The 20147-nt window shown below is 73.7% G+C and carries 18 protein-coding genes; 9 read left to right on the top strand and 9 right to left on the bottom strand.

Annotation, left to right across the window (positions count from 1 at the left end):
• Nucleotides 1–48: 48 nt before the first annotated feature.
• Complete coding sequence (locus tag AB0M46_RS00925) at nt 49–969, bottom strand: hypothetical protein (RefSeq protein ID WP_363332098.1); 921 nt, start codon at nt 967–969, stop codon at nt 49–51.
• Nucleotides 966–1283: a PadR family transcriptional regulator gene (locus tag AB0M46_RS00920; protein WP_363332097.1), complete on the bottom strand. Its 318-nt coding sequence runs from the start codon at nt 1281–1283 to the stop codon at nt 966–968. Before AB0M46_RS00920 ends, AB0M46_RS00925 begins: the two co-directional genes overlap by 4 nt.
• 85 nt (nt 1284–1368) lie before the next feature.
• On the opposite strand from AB0M46_RS00920, the gene AB0M46_RS00915 reads away from it, so the two are divergent.
• Complete coding sequence (locus tag AB0M46_RS00915) at nt 1369–2127, top strand: GNAT family N-acetyltransferase (RefSeq protein WP_363332096.1); 759 nt, start codon at nt 1369–1371, stop codon at nt 2125–2127.
• An 83-nt stretch (nt 2128–2210) separates the two neighbouring features.
• Here AB0M46_RS00915 and AB0M46_RS00910 read toward each other — a convergent pair whose 3' ends face one another.
• The gene (locus tag AB0M46_RS00910; protein ID WP_363332095.1) at nt 2211–3512 is read right to left on the bottom strand and encodes an ATP-binding protein; all 1302 of its coding nucleotides are present in this window, start codon (nt 3510–3512) and stop codon (nt 2211–2213) included.
• A 266-nt stretch (nt 3513–3778) separates the two neighbouring features.
• Here AB0M46_RS00910 and uraD point away from each other — a divergent pair, with 266 nt between their 5' ends.
• Nucleotides 3779–4267: a 2-oxo-4-hydroxy-4-carboxy-5-ureidoimidazoline decarboxylase gene (gene uraD, locus AB0M46_RS00905; RefSeq protein ID WP_363332094.1), complete on the top strand. Its 489-nt coding sequence runs from the start codon at nt 3779–3781 to the stop codon at nt 4265–4267.
• Between the two features lie 37 nt (nt 4268–4304).
• Nucleotides 4305–4607: a hydroxyisourate hydrolase gene (gene uraH / locus AB0M46_RS00900; protein ID WP_363332092.1), complete on the top strand. Its 303-nt coding sequence runs from the start codon at nt 4305–4307 to the stop codon at nt 4605–4607.
• A gap of 210 nt (nt 4608–4817) precedes the next feature.
• Here the strand turns inward: uraH and AB0M46_RS00895 are convergent, their stop codons facing one another.
• Together AB0M46_RS00895 and secA2 are read right to left on the bottom strand one after the other, a co-directional pair.
• Nucleotides 4818–5297, bottom strand: coding sequence for a GNAT family N-acetyltransferase (locus tag AB0M46_RS00895; protein WP_363332091.1), 480 nt, complete (start codon nt 5295–5297; stop codon nt 4818–4820).
• Nucleotides 5298–5509: 212 nt separating this feature from the next.
• On the bottom strand, nt 5510–7837 hold the full coding sequence (secA2, locus tag AB0M46_RS00890; protein ID WP_363332090.1) for an accessory Sec system translocase SecA2: 2328 nt from the start codon (nt 7835–7837) through the stop codon (nt 5510–5512).
• Between the two features lie 136 nt (nt 7838–7973).
• Between secA2 and AB0M46_RS00885 the strand changes: the two genes are divergently transcribed.
• Nucleotides 7974–8804, top strand: a complete 831-nt coding sequence (locus AB0M46_RS00885) for an NAD-dependent protein deacetylase (RefSeq protein ID WP_363332114.1) — start codon at nt 7974–7976, stop codon at nt 8802–8804.
• Between the two features lie 159 nt (nt 8805–8963).
• Here the strand turns inward: AB0M46_RS00885 and AB0M46_RS00880 are convergent, their stop codons facing one another.
• The gene (locus tag AB0M46_RS00880) at nt 8964–9704 is read right to left on the bottom strand and encodes a 3-keto-5-aminohexanoate cleavage protein (protein ID WP_363332089.1); all 741 of its coding nucleotides are present in this window, start codon (nt 9702–9704) and stop codon (nt 8964–8966) included.
• Between the two features lie 324 nt (nt 9705–10028).
• Nucleotides 10029–10325, bottom strand: a complete 297-nt coding sequence (locus AB0M46_RS00875) for a DUF3040 domain-containing protein (protein WP_363332088.1) — start codon at nt 10323–10325, stop codon at nt 10029–10031.
• Nucleotides 10326–10571: 246 nt separating this feature from the next.
• Here AB0M46_RS00875 and AB0M46_RS00870 point away from each other — a divergent pair, with 246 nt between their 5' ends.
• The 4 genes from AB0M46_RS00870 to AB0M46_RS00855 are packed head-to-tail and all read left to right on the top strand — an operon-like array spanning nt 10572 to nt 15743.
• Nucleotides 10572–11480 carry a lipocalin family protein gene (locus AB0M46_RS00870; RefSeq protein ID WP_363332087.1) on the top strand — a complete coding sequence of 303 codons (909 nt, stop codon included), beginning with the start codon at nt 10572–10574 and terminating at the stop codon, nt 11478–11480.
• A gap of 50 nt (nt 11481–11530) precedes the next feature.
• The gene (locus AB0M46_RS00865; RefSeq protein ID WP_363332086.1) at nt 11531–12817 is read left to right on the top strand and encodes an AI-2E family transporter; all 1287 of its coding nucleotides are present in this window, start codon (nt 11531–11533) and stop codon (nt 12815–12817) included.
• Nucleotides 12818–12827: 10 nt separating this feature from the next.
• Complete coding sequence (locus tag AB0M46_RS00860) at nt 12828–13262, top strand: nitroreductase family deazaflavin-dependent oxidoreductase (protein WP_363332085.1); 435 nt, start codon at nt 12828–12830, stop codon at nt 13260–13262.
• 30 nt (nt 13263–13292) lie between these two features.
• Nucleotides 13293–15743, top strand: coding sequence for an Hsp70 family protein (locus AB0M46_RS00855; protein WP_363332084.1), 2451 nt, complete (start codon nt 13293–13295; stop codon nt 15741–15743).
• A 122-nt stretch (nt 15744–15865) separates the two neighbouring features.
• On the opposite strand, the gene AB0M46_RS00850 is transcribed toward AB0M46_RS00855, so the two are convergent.
• Both AB0M46_RS00850 and AB0M46_RS00845 read right to left on the bottom strand, forming a co-directional pair.
• Nucleotides 15866–17122, bottom strand: a complete 1257-nt coding sequence (locus tag AB0M46_RS00850) for a right-handed parallel beta-helix repeat-containing protein (protein WP_363332083.1) — start codon at nt 17120–17122, stop codon at nt 15866–15868.
• 633 nt (nt 17123–17755) lie between these two features.
• Nucleotides 17756–18175, bottom strand: coding sequence for a MarR family transcriptional regulator (locus tag AB0M46_RS00845; protein WP_363332081.1), 420 nt, complete (start codon nt 18173–18175; stop codon nt 17756–17758).
• A 79-nt stretch (nt 18176–18254) separates the two neighbouring features.
• Here AB0M46_RS00845 and AB0M46_RS00840 point away from each other — a divergent pair, with 79 nt between their 5' ends.
• Entirely contained in the window at nt 18255–20042 is a 1788-nt protein-coding gene (locus tag AB0M46_RS00840) for an ABC transporter ATP-binding protein (protein WP_363332080.1), read from the top strand.
• Nucleotides 20043–20147 lie beyond the last annotated feature (105 nt).

Raw genomic sequence — 20147 nt, 5'->3', positions numbered from 1 at the left:
CGGTGTCCCGCAGGGGCGCGCACCGCGCCTGAGCGTCGCCGGCGGGGCTCAGGGCCGGCCGGGCGCGATGTCAGGGAGGCCGCGGCTTGTTCGGCCGCTCGCCCCGGCCGCCGGCCGGCCCAGGGCGGCGCCGATGGCGAAGCCGGTGAAGAGCATCCGCGTCCACGTGCCGACCTCGGCCAGGCTGCCCACGCCGAAGGCGTCCCAGTTCGACAACCCGAGGACGCGGCCGGTTAGCGAGTACATCCACCACTGCGGTGCGCCGAACAGGGCCGGGGTCGGGGCCGGATTGGCGCGCAGTATCAGCACCATCATCGCGACGTCGGCCAGCACCACAGCCCCGAGCACGGCCAGCAGCCAGGCCGTGCGGCGCCGGCCGGCGCGGGCCCGGCTGCCGGTCCAGGCGAGCAGGAGGGCGAGGCCGAGGAAGTACACCGCGTTGGCCGGGCCCAGCAGGGCGAGCTGCATCGGCGGGCCCAGTCGCGCTTCGAGCAGCGTGAGCAGCGCCAGCGGGGCCAGGGTGACCGCGGCGAGCACCAGGACCGGCCGGCCCGGCAGACTCCAGGAGCGGCCCACCAGCGCCAGCAGTACCGCGGCGAGCAGGCACATCACAGTGGTGGCCGGGATGTACAGCCGCATCACCGCCGTGAAGCCCACCGGCAGGGCGCCCACGGCCGCCCAGCCCGCCTTCAGGCTGAGCGTGAGCATCAGCATGACCAGCAGCGGGCCGAGCAGGACCAGCCGGGCGGCGCGCCAGCCGTTGTGGACGTGCTGCAGCGCGGACACCGGCTCCCGGGCGGGGCGGGCGATCGCGAGGCTCCCGGCGTACCGCAGCATCGCCCAGCGCCGTCCCTGCTCGCCCAGCACGTGCGCCTCCGCGGCCCACTCGCGCAGCAGCTCCTCCCGCAGCCGCTCGGGCCACCGGCGCGCCGCGAACCGCAGCAGCGCCGCGGTCGCCCTGCGGGTCACCACGCCGGCCTCGCGGAGCCCTGGCTGCCCGGCACCGACGTCTGGCGGCGCAACTCGGCGAGGGCCAGGCGGGCCGACTCCACCCCGTCCGGGGTGAGCCGGTAGAAGCGGCGGGCCGGCCGCCCGGCCGCCGCGGGATCGACGTCCTCCCACTGGGCGGCGAGCCATCCGGCCTCCTGCAGCCGGTGCAGGATCGGGTACAGCGTGCCGCTGGCCAGGCCGGTCGCCTGGATGAGCTCCAGCCCGTAGCGGTCCGTGCCGGGGTCGGTGAGCAGGGCGGCGAGCACTCGCGCGGTCGTGACGGTCATTCGCACGTGGATGACTCTATCGCAACTCTACATAGGGGGTCCAGCCGAATTCGGTTGCGCCGCCGGCCGTGGCGGGTGTCGGCTGGCTCCCATGGACGTCGAGGAGATCCTGGCCCGCTTCGACCGCGAGATCCGCCGGCATCCGCGGGAGGGCCCCGGCGCCGTCGTCGAGCGCGAGCCGGGCGTGGTGCGCGTGGTGTCGGCCGACGGCGGCTGGACCGGCATCACGTGGGCCGGCCTCGCCGGGCGGGACGCCGAGGAGGTCATCGCGGCCCAGATCGCCCGGTTCGCCGCCGCCGGGCGGCCGTGGGAGTGGAAGTGGTACTCCCACGACGCCCCGCCCGACCTGCCCGCCCGTCTGCTCGCCGCCGGCTTCGAGCCCGGCCCGCCGGAGACCCTGCTCGTGGCCGAGGTCGCCGCCCTGCCGCAGCACCCGGAGCTGCCCGAGGGCGTGCGCCTGGTCCCGGTCACCGGAGAGCGCGAGGCCGGCCTGCTGGTGCGCGTGCACGACGAGGTATTCGGCGGCGACCACTCGGTCATCGGCCGGCACGTGCTGACCCGGCCCGGCACGGTCAAGGCCGTCGTGGCCATGGCCGGCGAGCGCCCGATCTGCGCCGGGCGGATCGAGTTCCACCCGGGCACCGCCTTCGCCGGCATCTGGGGCGGCGGCACCGTGGCGGACTGGCGCGGCAAGGGCGTGTTCCGCGCCCTGGTCGCCCACCGCGCCGCCCAGGCCGCCGCGGCCGGCTACCGGTACCTGCAGGTCGACGCCTCCGACGACAGCCGCCCGATCCTGGAGCGGCTCGGCTTCGCCCGCCTCGCCACGACCACCCCGTTCGTGCACGCCTGACATCGGTCGCGGCAGCGGTCAGCCGAGGCCCGGTGGTCCTGTGAACCGCAGCCCCGTGAGGGCCTCCAGCGGTGCGGCGGCGGTCAGCCGAGGGCTGGTGGGCCTGCGAGCCGCAGGCCTGTGAGGGCCTCCAGCAGTTCGGCGTGGCCGATCGGCGGCGCCGGGGCGCCGGTGCGGGCCTCGCGCATGGCCTTGGCCAGCTGGGCGCGGCGCAGGGCCTCCTTGAAGTCGGCGCCGGTCAGGCCGGTCGTGGCGGCGGCCAGGGCCGGGATGTCCAGGTCGTCGGCGAACATGCGGAAGCCCGGGGTCTCGTGCCGGGCGATCAGCGCGCGGACGAGCCTGGTGAGGATGTCGGCGCGGGCCTGGGGGCCGGGCAGCGGCACGGTGAGCTTGAGGTCGAAGCGGCCGGAGCGCACGAGGGAGGCGTCGACCCGGTCCGGGAAGTTGGTGGTCGCCACGACGATGACGTTCGGGTTGGCCTCGATGAGGGTGTTCATCTCCTGCTTGAAGATGCCGGCCACCGCGTTGATCATCTGGCCGGCGGCGTCGAGCGCGGCGCCGGTGTAGCTGATGATCGAGTCGAACTCGTCGAAGAGCAGGACGGTGGGGGAGCGCTGTTCGCGGGCCTCGGCGAAGATGCGCTGGATGTTCTTCTCGGAGTTGCCGACCCACTTGTCGAGGATCTCCGGGGTGCGGATCTCGCGCAGGCCGGCGCCGATCTCGTTGGCCAGGGCCTGGGCGAGCATGGTCTTGCCGGTGCCGGGCGGGCCGGACAGCAGGATGCCCTGCGGGCGGGTGGCGCCCCAGCGGGCCATCACGTCGGGGTGGCGGAAGGAGACCGCCACGTCGCGGAACTGGGCCACGATGTCGGGCAGGCCGCCGACGTCGGCGAGCCGCACGCCCTCGGCGACGCCGGACGCGGGGCTCACGGTGACCGGGCCGGGCGCGCCGGTCAGCTCCATGACGGCGACGACCAGCGCGGCCAGCGACGGGGAGGAGAGCACCAGGTCCGGGCCGTCCTCGCGGACCGTCACGGCCGGGTCGGCCAGGTCGGCGGGGCAGGCCGGGCGGGCGCCGCGGGCCACCCCGACCGCGATGAGCGTGCCGAGCACGGCGCCGGGCAGGCCGAGGAGGCGCAGGAGCGCGCCGCCGGCCGCCCCGCCGGCGAAGACCCTGGCGAGCGCGGGCAGGCTGAACGTGTCGCGGGACCAGCGGGCCCGGTAGCCCCCGGCGTCGACGGTCAGCTCGACGCCGCGGTGGGGCAGGTCGTGCCCGATCGGGCGGGCGTCGCCCTCGGCGGCCAGCAGGTGCCCGTCGACGATGCGCACCACGTGCCCGCCGGCCTCGACCACCTCAACCGCGGGCCGCAGCCCCGAGCCGGTCATACGTTCGAGTCTGCCACGCGACTCGCGAAGCGCGCCGCCGTCCACTTCGGACGGTTCAGGATCGGGGCCGCGTAGACGCCGGCCAGGTGGCCCGGCGGGAGGCGCCGGGCGCGCGCGGTTTTGCGTACCTGACGCCGCCGTTTCCACGCTCCGCCTCGCGGTTCCGGACAAAACGCGGATACTGGACACTATCGCAATGGCCTGATCACACGGTCTGGACATGAAGCATCCCGGGAGCAACGTGCCGGGGATACGAGAGGGGTGTCATGCTCGATCGGTTCAACGGCCTCGCGCCCGAGGCCGCCGAGGAGGCCCTGCTCGCGTGCTGGGCGTCGCCCGGATGGGCGGCCAGGGTGGCCGCCGCGCGACCGTATCAGACCCCGGCCGACCTGGTCGTGGCCGGCGTCAGCGCGTTCGACGAGCTGGGCTGGGCCGACCTGCGCGGGGTGCTCGACCGGCACCCGCGCGTCGGCCAGCAGCCCGCCGGGGACGGCGTGGAGGCCGTCTGGCCGCGGTGGGAGCAGTCCGGCGTGCGGGGCGCGGAGGTGGAGCTCGCCGAGGTCAACGAGGCGTACGAGCGCCGCTTCGGCCACCTGTTCCTGATCTTCGCCACCGGCCAGTCGGCCGACGAGGTCCTGGCCGCCGCCCGCGGCCGCCTGCGCAACGACGACGAGACCGAGCAGACCGTGGTCCGCGGCGAGCTCCGCAAGATCGTCGAGCTGCGGCTGGAGACCATGGCGGAGGGGGCTGCATGAACGATCCGCGGCGCGACCGGAGCAGGGCGCGGGACGCATGAGCCTGTCGACCCACGTGCTCGACACCGCGCGCGGCATCCCGGCAGCCGGGGTGCCGATCCGGCTGGAGACGGCCGAGCGGTTCCTCGTGGGCGACGGGCTCACCGACCTCGACGGCCGGCTGTGCTGGGACGACGTCGGCCCGGGCCGCTTCCGGCTGGTCATCGACACCGCCGCCTACCTCGGGCAGGACGCGTTCTTCCCCGAGGTGTCGATCCTGTTCACCATCGCCGACGACCGCCACCACCACGTGCCGCTGCTGCTGAGCCCGTTCGGGTACTCGACCTACCGGGGCAGCTGACCCGTGCCGGCCTTCGAGTTGGCCCGAACCAGTACGGCAAGGCCGGGACCCGCCTCGTGCGGGTCCGAGCGGGCCGCCGGCGGGGACCGCGTCACCGACCTCAACGTCAGCGTGGCGCTGCGCGGCGACCTCAACGTCAGTGTGGCGCTGCGCGGCGACCTCGCCGCCAGCCACCTGACCGGCGGCAACGCGGCCGTGCTGCCCACCGGCTCATTCCGGCGCCTGCAGCACCATCCAGGGCCCGTGCTCGAGCATGAAGCCCAGCCGTTCGTACACCGGGAGGCCGTCCTTCGACGGGCGCAGGCGGATCAGGCGCACCCCGTGATCGGCGAACCAGCCCAGCAGCGCCGTGAGGCACGCGGTCGAGTAGCCGCGCCGGCGGTACCGCGGATCCGTCGCGACGTTGAAGACGTACCCGACGAGCCCCTCCGGGTTGGCCGGCGACCCGAGCCGCTCCTCGATGGTCCCGATCGCGCAGGCCGCCAGCCCGCCGCCGTCCGGCCGGTCGACCACGAAGGCCGTGATCCCGGCATCCTCGGCCGGCAGCCGCCGCCGCAGCGCCGCCGCCGAGCGCAGTGACCACTCTCCGGGCGGCACCGGCGCCCCCTCCACGGCCTCCAGCATGACGATCCGCAGCCGGATCAGCTCCTCGGCGTCGTGCGCCCCGGCCCGCCGTGTGTCGATTTCCATGCCCGCGCTCCCCGTTGTCCGAACCGCTGCTCCGGCCGTCATTCTTGCCGCGCGGCGTCCGGCGTGTCAGCCCCATTTGCCGGCCTCGGCGCCGCCGGCCGGCCCGGCGCGGGGCCGGGCGGCATAGCCCGTGGCCTGCGAGGGTTTTGCGGCGCCGGCACGTCGAACGCCCCCCTGCGCAGCTCGCAGGGGGCGTTCGACGTGCCGCGACGTCAGCTCTTCTTGACGCCCTTGCCGCTGCGGAACAGCTTCACCATGCCGGCGAAGAACCGCTCCATCTCCGAGCCGAACGGGTTGTCGCTCACCACATACGTCCACGTGGCGCTCGGCCGCACCAGCCCCGCGTCGGCGGGCTCCCAGTCCGGCCCCTCGATCTCGAGCTCCTCGAACTCGGACACCGTCCGGTCGTCGATCTCGGCCAGCAGGCCGCGGAACGCCGGGATCGCCTCGCGGTGGAACTCGTCGAGCGGGTCCTGCGAGCCGAGCACCCGCAGGTGGATGCCCTCGCGCAGCTCGCTCATGTCGGCCAGGTGCTCCGACCAGGCGTTGTCGGCGTGGAACAGCGCGATCTGCCGCGCGATGCGCAGCACCGTCTCCTCGCCGAGCTCCTCGGACAGGTCGTTGTACTTGTCCGGGCTCCGCTCGGCCAGCAGCTCACCGGCCGCGTCGGTGGTGAGCAGCTCCTCGCGCCGCTTGCCGTGCAGCTGGCGGTGCTGGTCGAGCAGGTAGTTATACCGCCACGTGTTGCGGTGGATCTCCAGGTTGACGGTCTCGGCGACCCGCTGGGCGGAGCCGATCGCCCACCGCACGTCCTCGTCCTCGATCGCCCCGTCGGCGTCGGCCCGCCCCATCGGCATGGGCTCCGGGCCGTACCGCTGGACCAGCTCGTCCTCGAGGCTGACGAAGAACATGGACTCGCCCGGGTCCCCCTGCCGCCCGGCCCGGCCGCGGAGCTGGTCGTCGATGCGGCGGGAGTCGTTGCGGGCCGTGCCGATGACGAACAGCCCGCCGAGGTCGGCCACCCGCTCGCGGTCCTTCTCGTCGCTGCCGCCCAGCCGGATGTCGACACCGCGGCCGGTCATCTGCGTGGAGACGGTCACCGAGCCGAACGCGCCGGCCTCGGCCACGATCGCGGCCTCCGCCTCGTCGTTCTTGGCGTTCAGCACCACGCACTGCACGCCCTCCTCGGCCAGCGTGGCCGCCAGCCGCTCCGACTCGGCCACGCTCAGCGTGCCGACCAGCACCGGCCGCCCGGTCGCGTGCATCGTGGCGATCTCGGCCACGACGGCGATGTCCCGCTCCTCGGCCGACGCGTACACCCGGTCGGGCCAGTCCTTGCGGATGTTGGGCAGGTGCGGCGGGATGACCGCGACCTCGAGCTTGTAGAACTCGCGCAGCTGGTCACCGACGGGGATGGCGGTGCCCGTCATGCCGCAGATCTTCTTGTACTGCGTGAGGAAGGCCTGCACCGTGATGGTCTGCAGCACCGTCCCGCCGCCGCTGCTGCGGATCTTCTCCTTGGCCTCGACCGCGGCCTGCAGCCCGTCCGGCCACCGGCGGCGCTGGGCCACCCGGCCGCGGAACTCGTCGATGAGCTCGACCTTCTCGTCCCGCACGATGTAGTCGACGTCGCGGACCAGCAGGGCCTCGGCGTGCAGCGCCAGGTTGACCGCGGTCAGCGTGTCGACGTTCTCCTCGGCGTAGAGGTCCAGGTCCAGCGCGGACTCGACCTTGGCCAGGCCCGTGGTGCTCAGGTGGGCGGTGCGCCCCTCGTCGACGACCTCGTAGTCGTGGTCGCGGTGCAGGCCGCCGATGACCTCGGCGATGGCGATCGGCTGGTCCTTGTCGTCGATCGTCGAGCCGGCCAGCACCAGCGGCACGCGGGCCTCGTCGATGAGGATCGAGTCGGCCTCGTCGATGATGACCGTGCCCAGCTCGCGGTGCACCCGGTCGGCGGTGTCGGTGACGATCGAGTCGCGCAGCAGGTCGAAGCCGGCCTCGGACACCGACACGTAGGTGATGTCCCTGGCGTAGGCCTCCCGGCGCTCCTGCGGCGTCGAGGACTCGTTGACCCACCCGACGGTGAGGTCGAGCAGCTCGTACACCGGGCGCATCCACTCCGCGTCGCGGCGGGCCAGGTAGTCGTTGACGGTGATCACGTGGACCGGCCCCTGCGCGGCGTAGCCGGCGGCGGCGATCGCGGCGGTCAGCGTCTTGCCCTCACCGGTGGCCATCTCCACGACGTGCCCGGCCAGCAGCACCTGGGCGCCCAGCACCTGCACGTCGTAGGGCCGCTCGTCCAGCGCCCGCTTGGCCGCCTCCCGGCCCAGCGCGCACGCCTCGACGAAGTCCTTCGGGTCTTCCCGCTGGTGCAAGGCCGTGGCGGCGGCGCGCAGCTCCTCGTCGGTGAGCTCGGACAGCTCGGCCTCGCGCTCCTCGATCAATGGCAGCAGGGCGCGCATCGGCTCGAGGTCGATCGTGGTGCCCGGCTGCTCCTGCAGCTTGCGGCGCCACGCGTTGAATTTGCTCACCAAACCCATGCCGAACACGATACGTCGCCGCGCGGACAAGTTGTGCGCCCCGTCACCGCCCTCCATCGGGCCGCGGAACTTTTCGTACTTATCGCCTTTTGGCGTAGAGATACGGACAATTTGCTCGGCTCTCCGCCGAGGCAGGATTGGTGCCGTGGAACACACGGTGGCGGCGCTCAGCGCGCTCGTCGGCAAGGGCGGGGTACTCGTGCTCAGCGGCGCGGGCCTGTCCACGGAGTCCGGCATCCCGGACTACCGCGGCCCGAGCGGGATGCGCCGCAACGCGCAGCCCATGACGTACCAGACCTTCACCCGCGACCCCATCGCCCGGCGCCGGTACTGGGCCCGCAGCCACCTCGGCTGGCGGACCATCGCCCGCGCGGCGCCCAACGCCGGGCACCGGGCCGTCGGGCGGCTGCAGGCGCGCGGGCTGCTCAGCGGGATCATCACGCAGAACGTCGACGGCCTGCACCAGGCCGGCGGGGCGGACGGGATCATCGAGCTGCACGGCGCGCTGGACCGGGTGGCCTGCCTCGACTGCGGCGAGCGCTCCGGCCGGGCCGAGCTCGACGCCCGGCTGGCGCAGGCCAACGCCGGGTTCACGGCCGAGGCCGGCGGGATCAACCCCGACGGCGACGTGGACCTCACCGACGAGCAGGCGGCCGGGTTCGTGGTGGTCGGCTGCACGGGCTGCGGCGGCATGCTCAAGCCCGACGTGGTCTTCTTCGGCGAGAGCGTGCCCGCCCCGCGCGTGCGGGACTGCTTCGAGCTGGTCGAGCGCTCCGCCGCCCTGGTCGTGCTCGGCTCCTCGCTCACCGTCATGTCGGGGCGGCGGTTCGTGGTGCGGGCGGCCAAGCTCGGGCTGCCGATCGCGATCGTGAACCAGGGGCCGACCCGCGCCGACGCCCTCGCCGGCATCCTGCTCGACGCGCCGCTGGGGGCGGTCCTGTCCTCGGTGGCCTGGACCCTTCGTTAGGCAGGTGTGGATGGGGGCGGCGTTGTGGGGGTCGGGCCGTGCATTAAGCCGCGGCCGTTGGCCACGCCTACAGGGCCGGGCTGGCGGTGCGGCGTTGTCGGGGGTCGGAGCGTGCATGAGGCCGCGGCCGTTGGCCACGTTGTCGGGCCGGGCCGTGCGTCAGGCCGCGGCCGCTGACCACACCGACAGGGCCAGGCGGACGAGGGCGGCGTTGTCGGGGACCGGGGCGCCGTCCGGGCCGGTCAGGGTGTCCTCCAGCCCGATGCGGGTCGCCAGGCCGAGCCGGCCGGCCAACGCCACCATCGGCCAGCACCGCTCGCCCTCGCCGTGCAGCAGCCGCTCGCCCGCCACCCCGGCCTCGTCGAGCCGGGCCAGGATCGCCTCCGGGTCGTCGGAGTCCGGGCCCATGACCTCGACGAGCACCCGGGGCACGCCGGCGGCGATCGACAGGGCGCCCGCGTCGGCGACGCTCCACACGCCGGCCTCGACGGCCACGCCGAGCTCGTCCAGGGTGCCCATCAGGGCGGTGAAGCCCGGCTCGGAGACGTTGACGGAGGCGAAGTCCGGGCGAAGGTGACGCTCCAGCCCTGCCCAGCCCGCAACCGCCCGCCGCCGGGCCTCGGCGTCCCGGCCGGTGATCCACAGGCCGGTGGTCACGCCGATCGGGGTGGCCGGGCAGGCCTGCCGCACGGCGGCGACGGCCGCGCCCACGTCGGCGGCCTCGAGCGACTCGGCCCCGGACGCGGCCCGCGGGTGCAGGTGGACGGCCTCGGCCCCGGCGGCGACGGCGGCCTGCGCGGCGGCGGCGAGATTCGCGGGCGTGCAGGGCAGCCCCGGGTGGGCGCCGGGCGGCCGCCCGCCGTTCAGGGCCGCCTTGAGGCGGACAATCGGCGGCAACATGGGACAACTCTCCCGCCGCTCGTCCCGGCCCGCAAGATCGGCCCTGCCAAAGAGGCCCCGGCGGAGGCCTCTCTCCCGCTGCTCGATCCGGCCCGCAAGGAGGCCCCGAGGGAGGCCTCTCTCCTGCCGCCCGGCCCGGCCCGCAAGGAGGCCCCGGGGGAAGCATCTCGCCCGCCGCTCGATCCGGCCCGCAAAGAGGCCCAGGGGAGGCCGCTCGCCCACTGCTCGACCCGGCCCGCAAGGCCGGCCCTGCCAAAGAGGCCCGGGGGAGGCCTCACAAGACGGCGTTCCCCGGCGCCGCCGGGGAACGCGAGCAGCAGGGGGTCAGGTGGTGATGTCCACGTCGCTGAGTGCCGGTGGCTCGGAGCGGACCGGCCGGTAGGTCCACACGCCGCCGGCGATCCCGAGGGCGCAGATTCCCAGCACCGTCCCGGGGACGCTGGTGGCGGCCAGGCCGACGATGACGCCGACGACCGAGGCGATGGCGATGGCGACCGACGTCACGCGGCGGGGCGTGATGCGCCGGGCCATGGCCCGGTTGAATCCATTGACGAAGCGCGTGTCGCTGCGCAGTGCCGCTTCGATGTCCGCGAGCCTCTTCTGCTCGCTCTCGCTGAGCATGATGCCCAACCTCCTCCGACGGGCGTGCCCGGTGGCCGACAGGTACCCGCTGCGATCGATCGTCACACACAACGGCGCCAAGTGGGTCGGCCAGTTGGTGCCGAGTGCGAATTCTGCTGGTCAGCCGCGGGGCGTTTCGCGGCTTTTGCCGGATCGCGCGACCTGCGAAAGATCCGGGGGTATGCCATTCTCGGTGGCGAATGACGCGGATTGTCCGCGTGAACATTGGGGGAGGATCGCCGGACCGTGGACCCGACGTATGGCCAGACACCGCCGAGTGGCTACCCGTCCCAGCAGCCCTATGGCCAACCTCAATACGGCCAACCCCAGTACGGCCAGCCGCAGTACGGGCAGCCCCAGCACCCCCAGCAGCCGCCGCCCCAGCAGTACCCGCCGCAGCAGCCGTATCCGCAGTACCCCCAGCAGCCCCCGCCGCCGCAGCAGTACCCGCAGCAGCCGTACTCCGCCGTGCCCTACGCGTCGCAGCCGTACAGCGCGCCGCCGGTGCAGTCAGGGCCACCCATGCAGCCGGGGCCGCCCATGCTGCCCGCCCCGCCGGAGGGGCCGCGCCGCAACCGCTGGGTCGCCGGGCTGGTGGCCGGCTCGGTCGTGGTCGTGATCGCGGTGGTGGTCATCGTCGTGATCGGGCTGCGCTCCTCCGGCGACAAGGGCAAGACCCCGCAGACCGCCCCGCCGCAGACCGGGCCGGTCGACTCGTGCCTGGTCGGCAGGTGGAAGCAGACGACGTACCAGAAGATCGTCGACTTCACCGGCACCGACGTCGACAACCGGGAGAAGATCGGCAAGGTCAAGATGACCGGCGGCGGCAAGATCTGGGAGATCCAGGCCGACGGCAGCGCCATCGAGGACGACAGCAAGACCGTGTACACCGGCAAGACCGACGACGGCCGCACCGTCAACGCGACGTGGCAGGGCCGCTCCGAGTACAAGGTGTCGACCAAGGACGGCACCATCACCTACGCCGGCGGCGAGGCCACCACGACCGTCGTCGTCAACATCGACGGCGCCGAGAAGGGCCGGATCCAGCTGGAGCCCAACCTCGACCCGCAGCAGTACACCTGCAACGGCGACATCTGGCGCCTGTCGAACAAGGACGACCCCAGCGCGCTGTCCCGTTACGACCGGGAGAAGTAGCCGGCGCAGGCCGTCGGTTGGCGCCACCTTTTCGGGGGTACTGGCCCGGCATGACGACGTGGTTCAGCCAGGTCGGCGCCCGGGCCAAGTCCCGCCTCAGCGCGCCGCGCACCATCCCGCCCTACCCGGGGCCGATCGAGGTGCGCCCGGCGTCCACTGTGGATGAGGACATCCCCCATGGCGTCAAGCTCGCGGGGGCCTGGGCCTGGCGCATCGTGCTGTTCATCCTGGCCGGCTACCTGCTGCTGAAGCTCATCGCGGCGTTGCACCTGATGATCATTCCGGTCGTCGTGGCGATCCTGCTCGCCGCGCTGCTGGAGCCGGCGGCCGACCTGCTGCGCCGGCATGGCGTGCACCGCTCGCTGGCCGCCGCGATCGTGCTGGTCGGCGGGCTCGTCGTCGTCTTCGGCGGGCTGGGCGTCATCGTCTATACGTTCATCGCCCAGTTCAACAAGCTCACCGGGCAGGTCCGCGGCGGCCTCAACGAGATCCGCAACTGGCTCGCCCGGGGCCCCCTGCACATCTCCGAGCGGCAGCTCAACGACGCCATCGACGCGCTGGGGCGGCAGGTCACGTCCAACCGCGGCGCGCTCACGTCGGGCGCGCTCACCACCGCCACCACGATCGGCGAGCTGCTCACCGGCTTCTTCCTGGCGCTGTTCACCCTGTTCTTCCTGCTGCGCGACGGCGGGCAGATCTGGAGGTTCCTGTGCCGGCTGCTGCCCCAGAAGGCCGAGCAGCCGGTGGCCCGGGCCGGGTACTACTCCTGGTTCACGCTCGTGTCCTACGTGCGCGCCACCGTGCTGGTCGCCTTCGTCGACGCCGTCGGCATCGGCATCGGCATCACCTTCCTGCGCGTGCCGCTCGCCCTGCCGCTGGCCGCCCTGGTGTTCCTCGGCGCGTTCATCCCGGTCATCGGGGCCACGCTGTCCGGGACCGTCGCCGTGCTCGTCGCGCTCGTCACTCAGGGGCCCGTCACCGCGCTGCTGACGGTGGGCGTCGTCATCGCCGTACAGCAGCTGGAAGGTCATGTCATGCAACCCCTGATCATGGGCCGGGCGGTGGCGTTGCACCCGCTCGCCGTCATCCTCGCCATCGCCACCGGCGTCGTGGCCGCGGGCATCGTCGGCGGGCTCGTCGCCGTGCCGCTGCTCGCGATCGGCAACACCGCCGTGCGGTACCTCGCCGAGCACCCCGACGGCGAGCCGGCGGACGACCACGAGCGGCCCGGCGCCGAGCCCACGAAGGAGGACGGGAAGGAGGAGCCGGAGGCCGAGGAGCGCGAGAAGACGGACGGCGAAGCGGGTACGGTCGAATCCGAAACCACCGAACCGTAAGGAGCAGTCAATGCCGCTGAGCGGTGACTACGAACCGAGCCCGACGGACTGGGCGCGCGAGCAGGTCGAGCTCTTCGAGCGCACGGACGGCGCCGAGGGCAACACCATGCGAGACCGGCCGATCATCGTGCTGACGTCCCTGGGCGCCAGGTCCGGCAAGATCCGCAAGACGCCGCTGATGCGGGTGGAGCACGAAGGGGAGTACGCCGTCGTGGCCTCCCAGGGCGGCGCACCGAAGCACCCGGTATGGTACCACAACCTCGTCGCCAACCCGCACGTCGAGCTCCAGGACGGCCCGGTGCGCCGCGACTACCTCGCGCGCGAGGTCACCGGCGAGGAGAAGGAGCTGTGGTGGAAGCGGGCCACGGCGACCTGGCCCGACTACGACGACTACCAGACCAAGACCGACCGCTCGATCCCGGTGTTCGTGCTGTCCCCGCGATAACCCATTGGCGGTACTGCGTACAGTGTGCGGGTGGCCTACCGCCTCGGCATCGATCTGGGCACCTCGACGACCGTTGCCGTGCTTGCCGGGCCCGCGGCCACCCGCCCCCTGCTCTTCGACGCCTCGCCGCTGCTGTCCTCGGCCGTCTTCGCCGGCGCGGCCCCCGAGCTGCTGACCGGCCTCGACGCCGAGCGGGCGGCGATCGCCCGCCCCGCCGGCCTGGAGGCCAACCCGAAGCGGCGCATCGACGACGGCACCGTCTGGCTGGGCGAGCGCGAGTACCTCGTGGCCGACGTCCTCGCCGCCGTCCTGCACCGGGTGCACGGCGAGGCCCGCCGGGTGGCCGGCGCGCCGATCGACGAGGTGGTGCTCACCCACCCGGCTGCCTGGGGCCGAACCCGGCTCGGCCTGCTCGCCGACGCCGCCGCGCGCGCCGGGCTGCCCGAGCCGGGCCTGGTCCCCGAGCCCGTGGCCGCCGCCGCGTACTTCGCCATCATGCGCGAGCTCCCGCCCGGCCGGTGCGTGGTCGTCTACGACCTCGGCGCCGGCACCTTCGACGTGAGCGTGGTGCGCCGCGGCGCCGAGGGCTTCGAGGTGGTGGCCGCCGACGGCCTCGCCGACCTCGGGGGGCTGGACCTCGACGCCGCCGTCGTGTCCCACGCCCGCGTCCTGACCCCCGGCGCGACGGCCGCGTGGGGGCGCCTCGACTGGCCGCAGGACACCGACGACCAGCAGGCCCGCCGCTCGCTGTGGACCGGCGCCCGGGCGGTCAAGGAGCAGCTGACCCGGCACGCCACCGCGGAGCTGCACCTGCCGCTGGTCGGCGCCGACGTGCACCTCACCCGGGAGGAGTTCGAGGCGGCCGCCCGGCCCCTGCTCGACCGGACCGTGGCCCTGACGGTGAAGGTCCTGCGCGACGTGGAGGTGGCGCCGGAGCTCATCGGCGGCGTGTTCCTGGTCGGCGGCTCGTCCCGGATCCCGCTCGCGGCGACGCTGCTGCACCGGGCGCTGCGGATCCCGCCCACCATCGTGGACCATCCCGAGCTCGTGGTCGCCGAGGGCAGCCTGTTCGCCCCGGTCTCGACGGCCGCGTCCGGGCCTCGGACCGAGCCTCTGCCCGTCTCCTCGCCCGCCCCCGTCTCCGCCCCCGTTTTTGAGTCCACGCCCGTTTCCCCGCCCGCGCCCGGTTTCGAGTCCGGGCCCATTTCCCCGCCCGCGCCCGGTTTCGAGCCCGGGCCCGTTCCCCCGCCCGCGCCCGTTTTTGAGTCCGGGCCCGTTTCCCCGCCTGCCCCCGTTTTCGAGCCCGGGCCCGTCTTCCCGCCGGTCGGCGCCGCTCCGGTCTCGCCGGCGGCCCCGGCGCCGGCGTCGCCGGCTTCCCCTGCGTCCCCGGCTTCTCCTGTGTCTCCAGCTCCCGCTGCGCCTGCGGCTCCTGCTGTGTCACCCGCTCCTTCCGCGCCGGCGGCCGGCGGGCCCGCCTCGGGCGGGGCGGGGCCGCGGCGGGGGAGGCTCCTGGTGGCGGCGGTGGTCGTGGTGGCGGTGGTCGCGGCGGGCATCGCGGCGGTCCGCTGGTTCACCCGCGGTCCGATCGTGGCCGAGCTGCAGGGCCACTCCGGCGCCGTGCGGGCCGTCGCGTTCAGCCCCGACGGCCGCCGCCTGGCCACCGCCGGGGCCGACGGCAAGGTCCGCTTCTGGAGCGTCTCCGGCCACGACGCCGACGGCGCCCCGATCGACGCCGGCACCCCGCTCGCGGCCGTCGCGTTCAGCCCCGACGGCAAGCTCGTCGCCGCCGCCGGCCAGGACGCGAAGATCCACGTCTGGGACGCCGCCACCCGGGCCGAACACGCCCCGGCCGTGCAGCCCAGCCGCTCGTCCGCCGTCGCCGCGCTCGCCTTCGGCAAGGACGGCAAGACCCTCGCGGTGGGCGGCGAGGGCGGCGTCGCCGTCGTGTACGACCTGGCCACCGGCCGCCAGACCGCCGAGCTGGACGCCCTGTCCGGCGGCGCCGTCCGGGCCCTGGCGTTCGACCCGGCCGAGGCCGACCACCTGGTGCTGGGCGGCGACAAGCCAGCCATCGTGCGGTACAGCATCGCGAAACGCGCCGCCGAGCCGATCGAGACGGCGACCACGCACAACGGCACGATCCGGGCCGTGGCGGTCGGCGCCGACGGCGCGGCGGCCAGCGGCGGCAGCGACGGCGCGGTCCTGCTCTGGCCCGACCAGGCCGGCATCGCGGCGAGCTCGTTCACCGGCCACACCAGCGCGGTCAACGCGGTGGCCTTCAACCGCACCGGCGCCCGGCTGGCCAGCGCCGGCGACGACACCACCATCCGGGTCTGGAACGTCTCGTCCCGGACCCTCGACGGCCGGCCGTTCGACCAGGCCCACAGCCCGATCGACGCCCTCGCCTACAGCCCCACCGAGGCCGGCCTGCTGGCCAGCGGCTCCCGCGACGGCGTCGTGCGCCTCTGGAAGGTCGGCTGACGCCCGTTCGCCGGTGCGGCGGGCGGGTGGTGCTCGTCGCTGGCCGGTCGCCCCGCTGGTCGCGCCGGTGCTGTTCCCTGGCGTCGACCGGCCCCCGCTGCGCTCGCCCCGGCGGCGCCGGCTCAGTCCGGATCCAGGTAGACCGGGTCGGCCAGCTCGCCGTGGTCCGTCACCGCCACGGCGACCGGCTGGGTCGGGGGCTCGTGCCGGTCCCAGATGCGCTGGTTGCGAAGCGTCGCCGAGGTGACCCTGGCGTTGACGGTGACGCCGGCAGCGGGGCTGTGCGACGTACCGTTGCCGCGTATGCGGTTGTTGACCAGGAACGGGTCGATCAGGGCGCCGTCGATGCGGATGCCGTCGCCCGCGTTGTCCCAGATGTCGTTGCCGTCGAGCACCATGTCGGCCGCCGGGATGCGGATCGCGCCGGGCAGGTTGTGCTGGCGGTACCCGTGTCCGCCGTTGCGGCTGATCCTGCTCGCGCTGACGGTGTACCCGCCGGGGGTGTTGCCGATGCTCACCCCGTCGCCGGGATTGTCGTCGACCACGCAACCCGTGACGACGCCGTAACGCCCGGCGACGTGCGTGGTGCCCTGCCCCGACACGTCGAAGCCGGCCGTGCGGTTGCCGATCATCGTGCAGCCGCTGACCAGCAGCCCGTCGGCGCCCCAGTCCGAGATGCCGTACTTGTTGTCCTCCGCGTGACAGCCGATGATCAGGATGCCCCGCGGCGGCGTCCACGCCGCGTCCTGCAGCTCGACGAAGATCCCGTTGGTCCCGTTGGCCAGGGCCACGCACTCGGTCACCGTCAGCCGCTCGACCGCCCCCCAGCCGCCGACGCCGATGCCGATCCCGGCGCCGCCCTTCTCCCAGCCGGTGTCGAGCCGGCCGCAGCGGACCGCGACCACCCGCTCGACCGTGCAGTCCTGGAGGAAGTCGCAGCCGAACCCGGTCGCCGGGGTGTCGTGGATGTACAGGTCGCGGAAGGTGCCGCGCAACACGTACTGCAGGCCGAGGCCCTTGGCCAGCACGTCGTACCCGGGCAGGCTCACCTGCATGCCGTCGATCTCGAACCCGGCGAACGTCACGTCGACGATCGCACGCTGCATCGACGCCCCGTGCTGCAGCGTGGTCCAGAACGCCAGCGGCACCGGCGTCTGCGGCGCCCCGGGATTGCTCAGCACGAACCGGGTCGCCGCCGGCCCGTCCCCGACCAGCGAGACCCCGGTGCGCCAGATCGTGCCGGCATCCCGGATCGCGTACGTGCCGGCCGGACAGTAGATCACGTCCCCCGGCCGGCAGGCATCGACGAGCCGCTGCAGGGCCGGCTGATCATTGACGACCCCGTCTCCGGCCAGCCCGTGCTCGCGTGCATTGATCATGCGTGCCCTGATACCCGGGGTGCCGCGACTATGCGCCCCGGCCCGCCCCGAACCGGACCACAACGCCCGTCCCCGCCCGCGAGGCGCGGCGCTGCTCGTCGGTGTCGAGGATGGCGGCCCAGATGCCGCCAAGGCGTGGGCGCGCGCCGCCGGGCATAGCGCCCTGTGGCGCATGCTGTCCTGAGTCGGCACCACACTGGTGCGTGACGCCGTGCGTCTACGTCACCCCACGCCTGGCGGGTGCGTCGTGAACGTCCCATGCCAGGCGGGTGGTGCGCTGGTGCGTGCTGACGGGCTGTGGCGCGTCTTGTCCTGGGCCGGCGCTGTCCCGGTGGCGCTGTCCCGGCGCGGTCCCGGTGTGGCGCCGTGCGCCCAGGACCCTTGTGCCCGGCCGGCGTCGCGCCGGTATGTCGCCGGCAACGCCGAGGGTCGCCGGCAACGCCGAGGGTCGCCGGCAACGCCGAGGGTCGCCGGCAACGCCGAGGGTCGCCGGCAACGCCGAGGGTCGCCGGTGAGCCTGCCGGGCGATTCGCCGGATCTGCGGTCAGCGACGTGCCGGCACTGCCCGGCCGCTGGGGCCCGCCTGGTCGCCGAGGGCCCGCCGCCCCGGCGGCCCGTGCTCGGGCGCATCGATCACGGCGCCTCCGATGCCCGCAGTGTCGCCAGTATGCGTGCCAGTTCCACCCGGTCCGCCTCGGGCAGCGCCGCGAAGAAGCGCTCGCCTTGGGCGCCGCGCTCGGCTCGGATCTGCTCCACGGTGGTGCCTCCCGCCTGCGTCAGCTCGACCAAGGTGGCCCGCCGGTCCGCCGGGTCGGGGAGCCGCTCGACGAGCCCGCGGTCCTCGAGGCCGTCGACGACCTCGGTGGTGGACCTCGGCGCGATCTTCAGGTGCTCGGAGAGCTCGCTCGGCCGCATGGTGCCGTGCCGGGCCAGCACGGTCAGCGCGCGGGCCTGCCCCGGCGTGATCCCCAGCGGCTGCAGCCTCTCGTGCGACTGGTGCCGCAGCTGCCGCGCGACGCTCCAGAACAGCTCCGAGATGCTCTCCTCTTCCACGGGAACAGCTTAGCACGAACTGGTGTTGTTCCCTCATAGTGAGGTAGCCTCACTACATCCCTACAGATAGGAACCACCCTTGGAGCCCAATCACCCCACCCGCGCCCGCGGTCCCCGGAAGGTCAGCGCCGCCGAGAAGGAGCAGGCCAAGCGGGTGTCGCTGGCCCGCATCGGTCGGCTGTTCACCGAGCACCGCGGCCGGCTGGCCGTCGTCGTGCTCATCATCGTGGTGTCGTCCGTGCTATCGATGGCCTCGCCGTTCCTGCTCCGCGAGGTGATCGACCGCGCCCTGCCGCAGCGTGACACCCGCCTGCTGGTCTGGCTGGTGCTCGGCATGGTCGCCGTCGCCGCGGTCACCTCCGCGCTCGGCGTGATCCAGACCTGGCTGTCGACGAAGGTCGGCCAGCTGGTCATGCACCGGCTGCGCACCGACGTCTTCACCCACCTGCAGCGCCAGTCGATCGGGTTCTTCACCCGCACCCGCACCGGCGAGGTCCAGTCCCGCATCACCAACGACATCGGCGGCATGGAGACGGTGGTCACCAACACCGCCACCTCGATCGCCTCCAACCTGACCACGGCGATCGCCACCGCGGTCGCGATGGCCGCGCTGTCCTGGCGCCTGTCGCTGGTCTCCCTGGTGGTGCTCCCGCCCGCGATCTACCTGACCCGCAGGGTTGCCAACATGCGCCGCGAGATCACCGCCCAGCGCCAGCGCGAGCTCGCCGACCTCAATGTGACCATCGAGGAGGGCCTGTCCGTCTCCGGCGTGCGGCTGAGCAAGACCATGGGCGCCGGGGCCGCCCTGATCGACCGCTTCAGCGCGTCGTCGCAGCGCCTGATCGATCTGGAGCTGCGCTCCGAGCTGGCCGGCCGCTGGCGGATGGCCTCGATGAGCATCATCTTCGCCGCCATCCCCGCGATCATCTACCTGAGCGCCGGTCTGCCCATGACCGCCGGCGCGCTGAGCATCGGCACCCTGGTCGCCTTCACCTCGTTGCAGGCCGGCCTGTTCCGCCCGCTCATGGGCCTGCTCGGCGTCGGCGTGGCGCTGACCAGCTCGCTGGCGCTGTTCGCGCGCATCTTCGAATACCTGGACCTGCCCGTCGAAGTCGCCGACCCGGCGCGCCCGCGATCCCTGCCGGACGTCCGGGGCCACCTGCGCCTGGAGGACGTCGCCTTCAGCTACCCCGGCGCCGAGGCGGCCGCCGTTGCCGGCGTCACGCTGGACGTCCCCGCCGGCACCTCCCTGGCCCTGGTCGGCGAGACCGGCTCGGGCAAGAGCACGCTGGCCGCCCTGATCGCCCGCCTGTACGACCCGACGGTCGGCCGCATCACCATCGACGGCGTGGACCTGCGCGACCTGCGCCTGACCGACCTGGCCTCGGTCGTCGGCGTGGTGAGCCAGGAGACGTACCTGTTGCACACCACCATCCGCGAGAACCTCCGCTACGCCAAGCCCGACGCCACCGACGCCGAGCTGGAGTCCGCGGCCCGCGCCGCCCAGATCCACGACCTGATCGCCGCCCTGCCGGACGGCTACGACACGGTCGTGGGCTCCCGCGGCCACCGCTTTTCGGGCGGCGAGCAGCAGCGCATCGCCATCGCCCGCACCCTCCTGCGCAACCCCCGCATCCTGATCCTGGACGAGGCCACGAGCGCCCTGGACACGGAGACCGAACGCGCCGTCCAGCGCGCCTTCGACACCCTGTCCGAGGGCCGCACCACCATCACGATCGCCCACCGCCTCTCCACCGTCCGCGACGCCGACCAGATCGCCGTCCTGAGCCACGGCCGCGTCGTCGAGCAGGGCAACCACGCAACCCTGCTCACCTCCGCCGGCTCCTACGCCACCCTGGCCTCGTAACCCGAATCGGGCCACGGCCCGGCCGCGGTCCCGCGCATCTCCGCGCCCCCCGAGGTCTCGCGCACCTGCGCCGAGGTCTCGCGCACCTGCGCCGAGGTTCTCCGC

The sequence above is a fragment of the Dactylosporangium sp. NPDC051485 genome, assembly GCF_040682015.1.
Classification (GTDB): Bacteria; Actinomycetota; Actinomycetes; order Mycobacteriales; family Micromonosporaceae; genus Dactylosporangium.
Note: the sequence above shows the minus strand (reverse complement) of the source record. Positions and strands in the feature narration are given on the sequence as shown.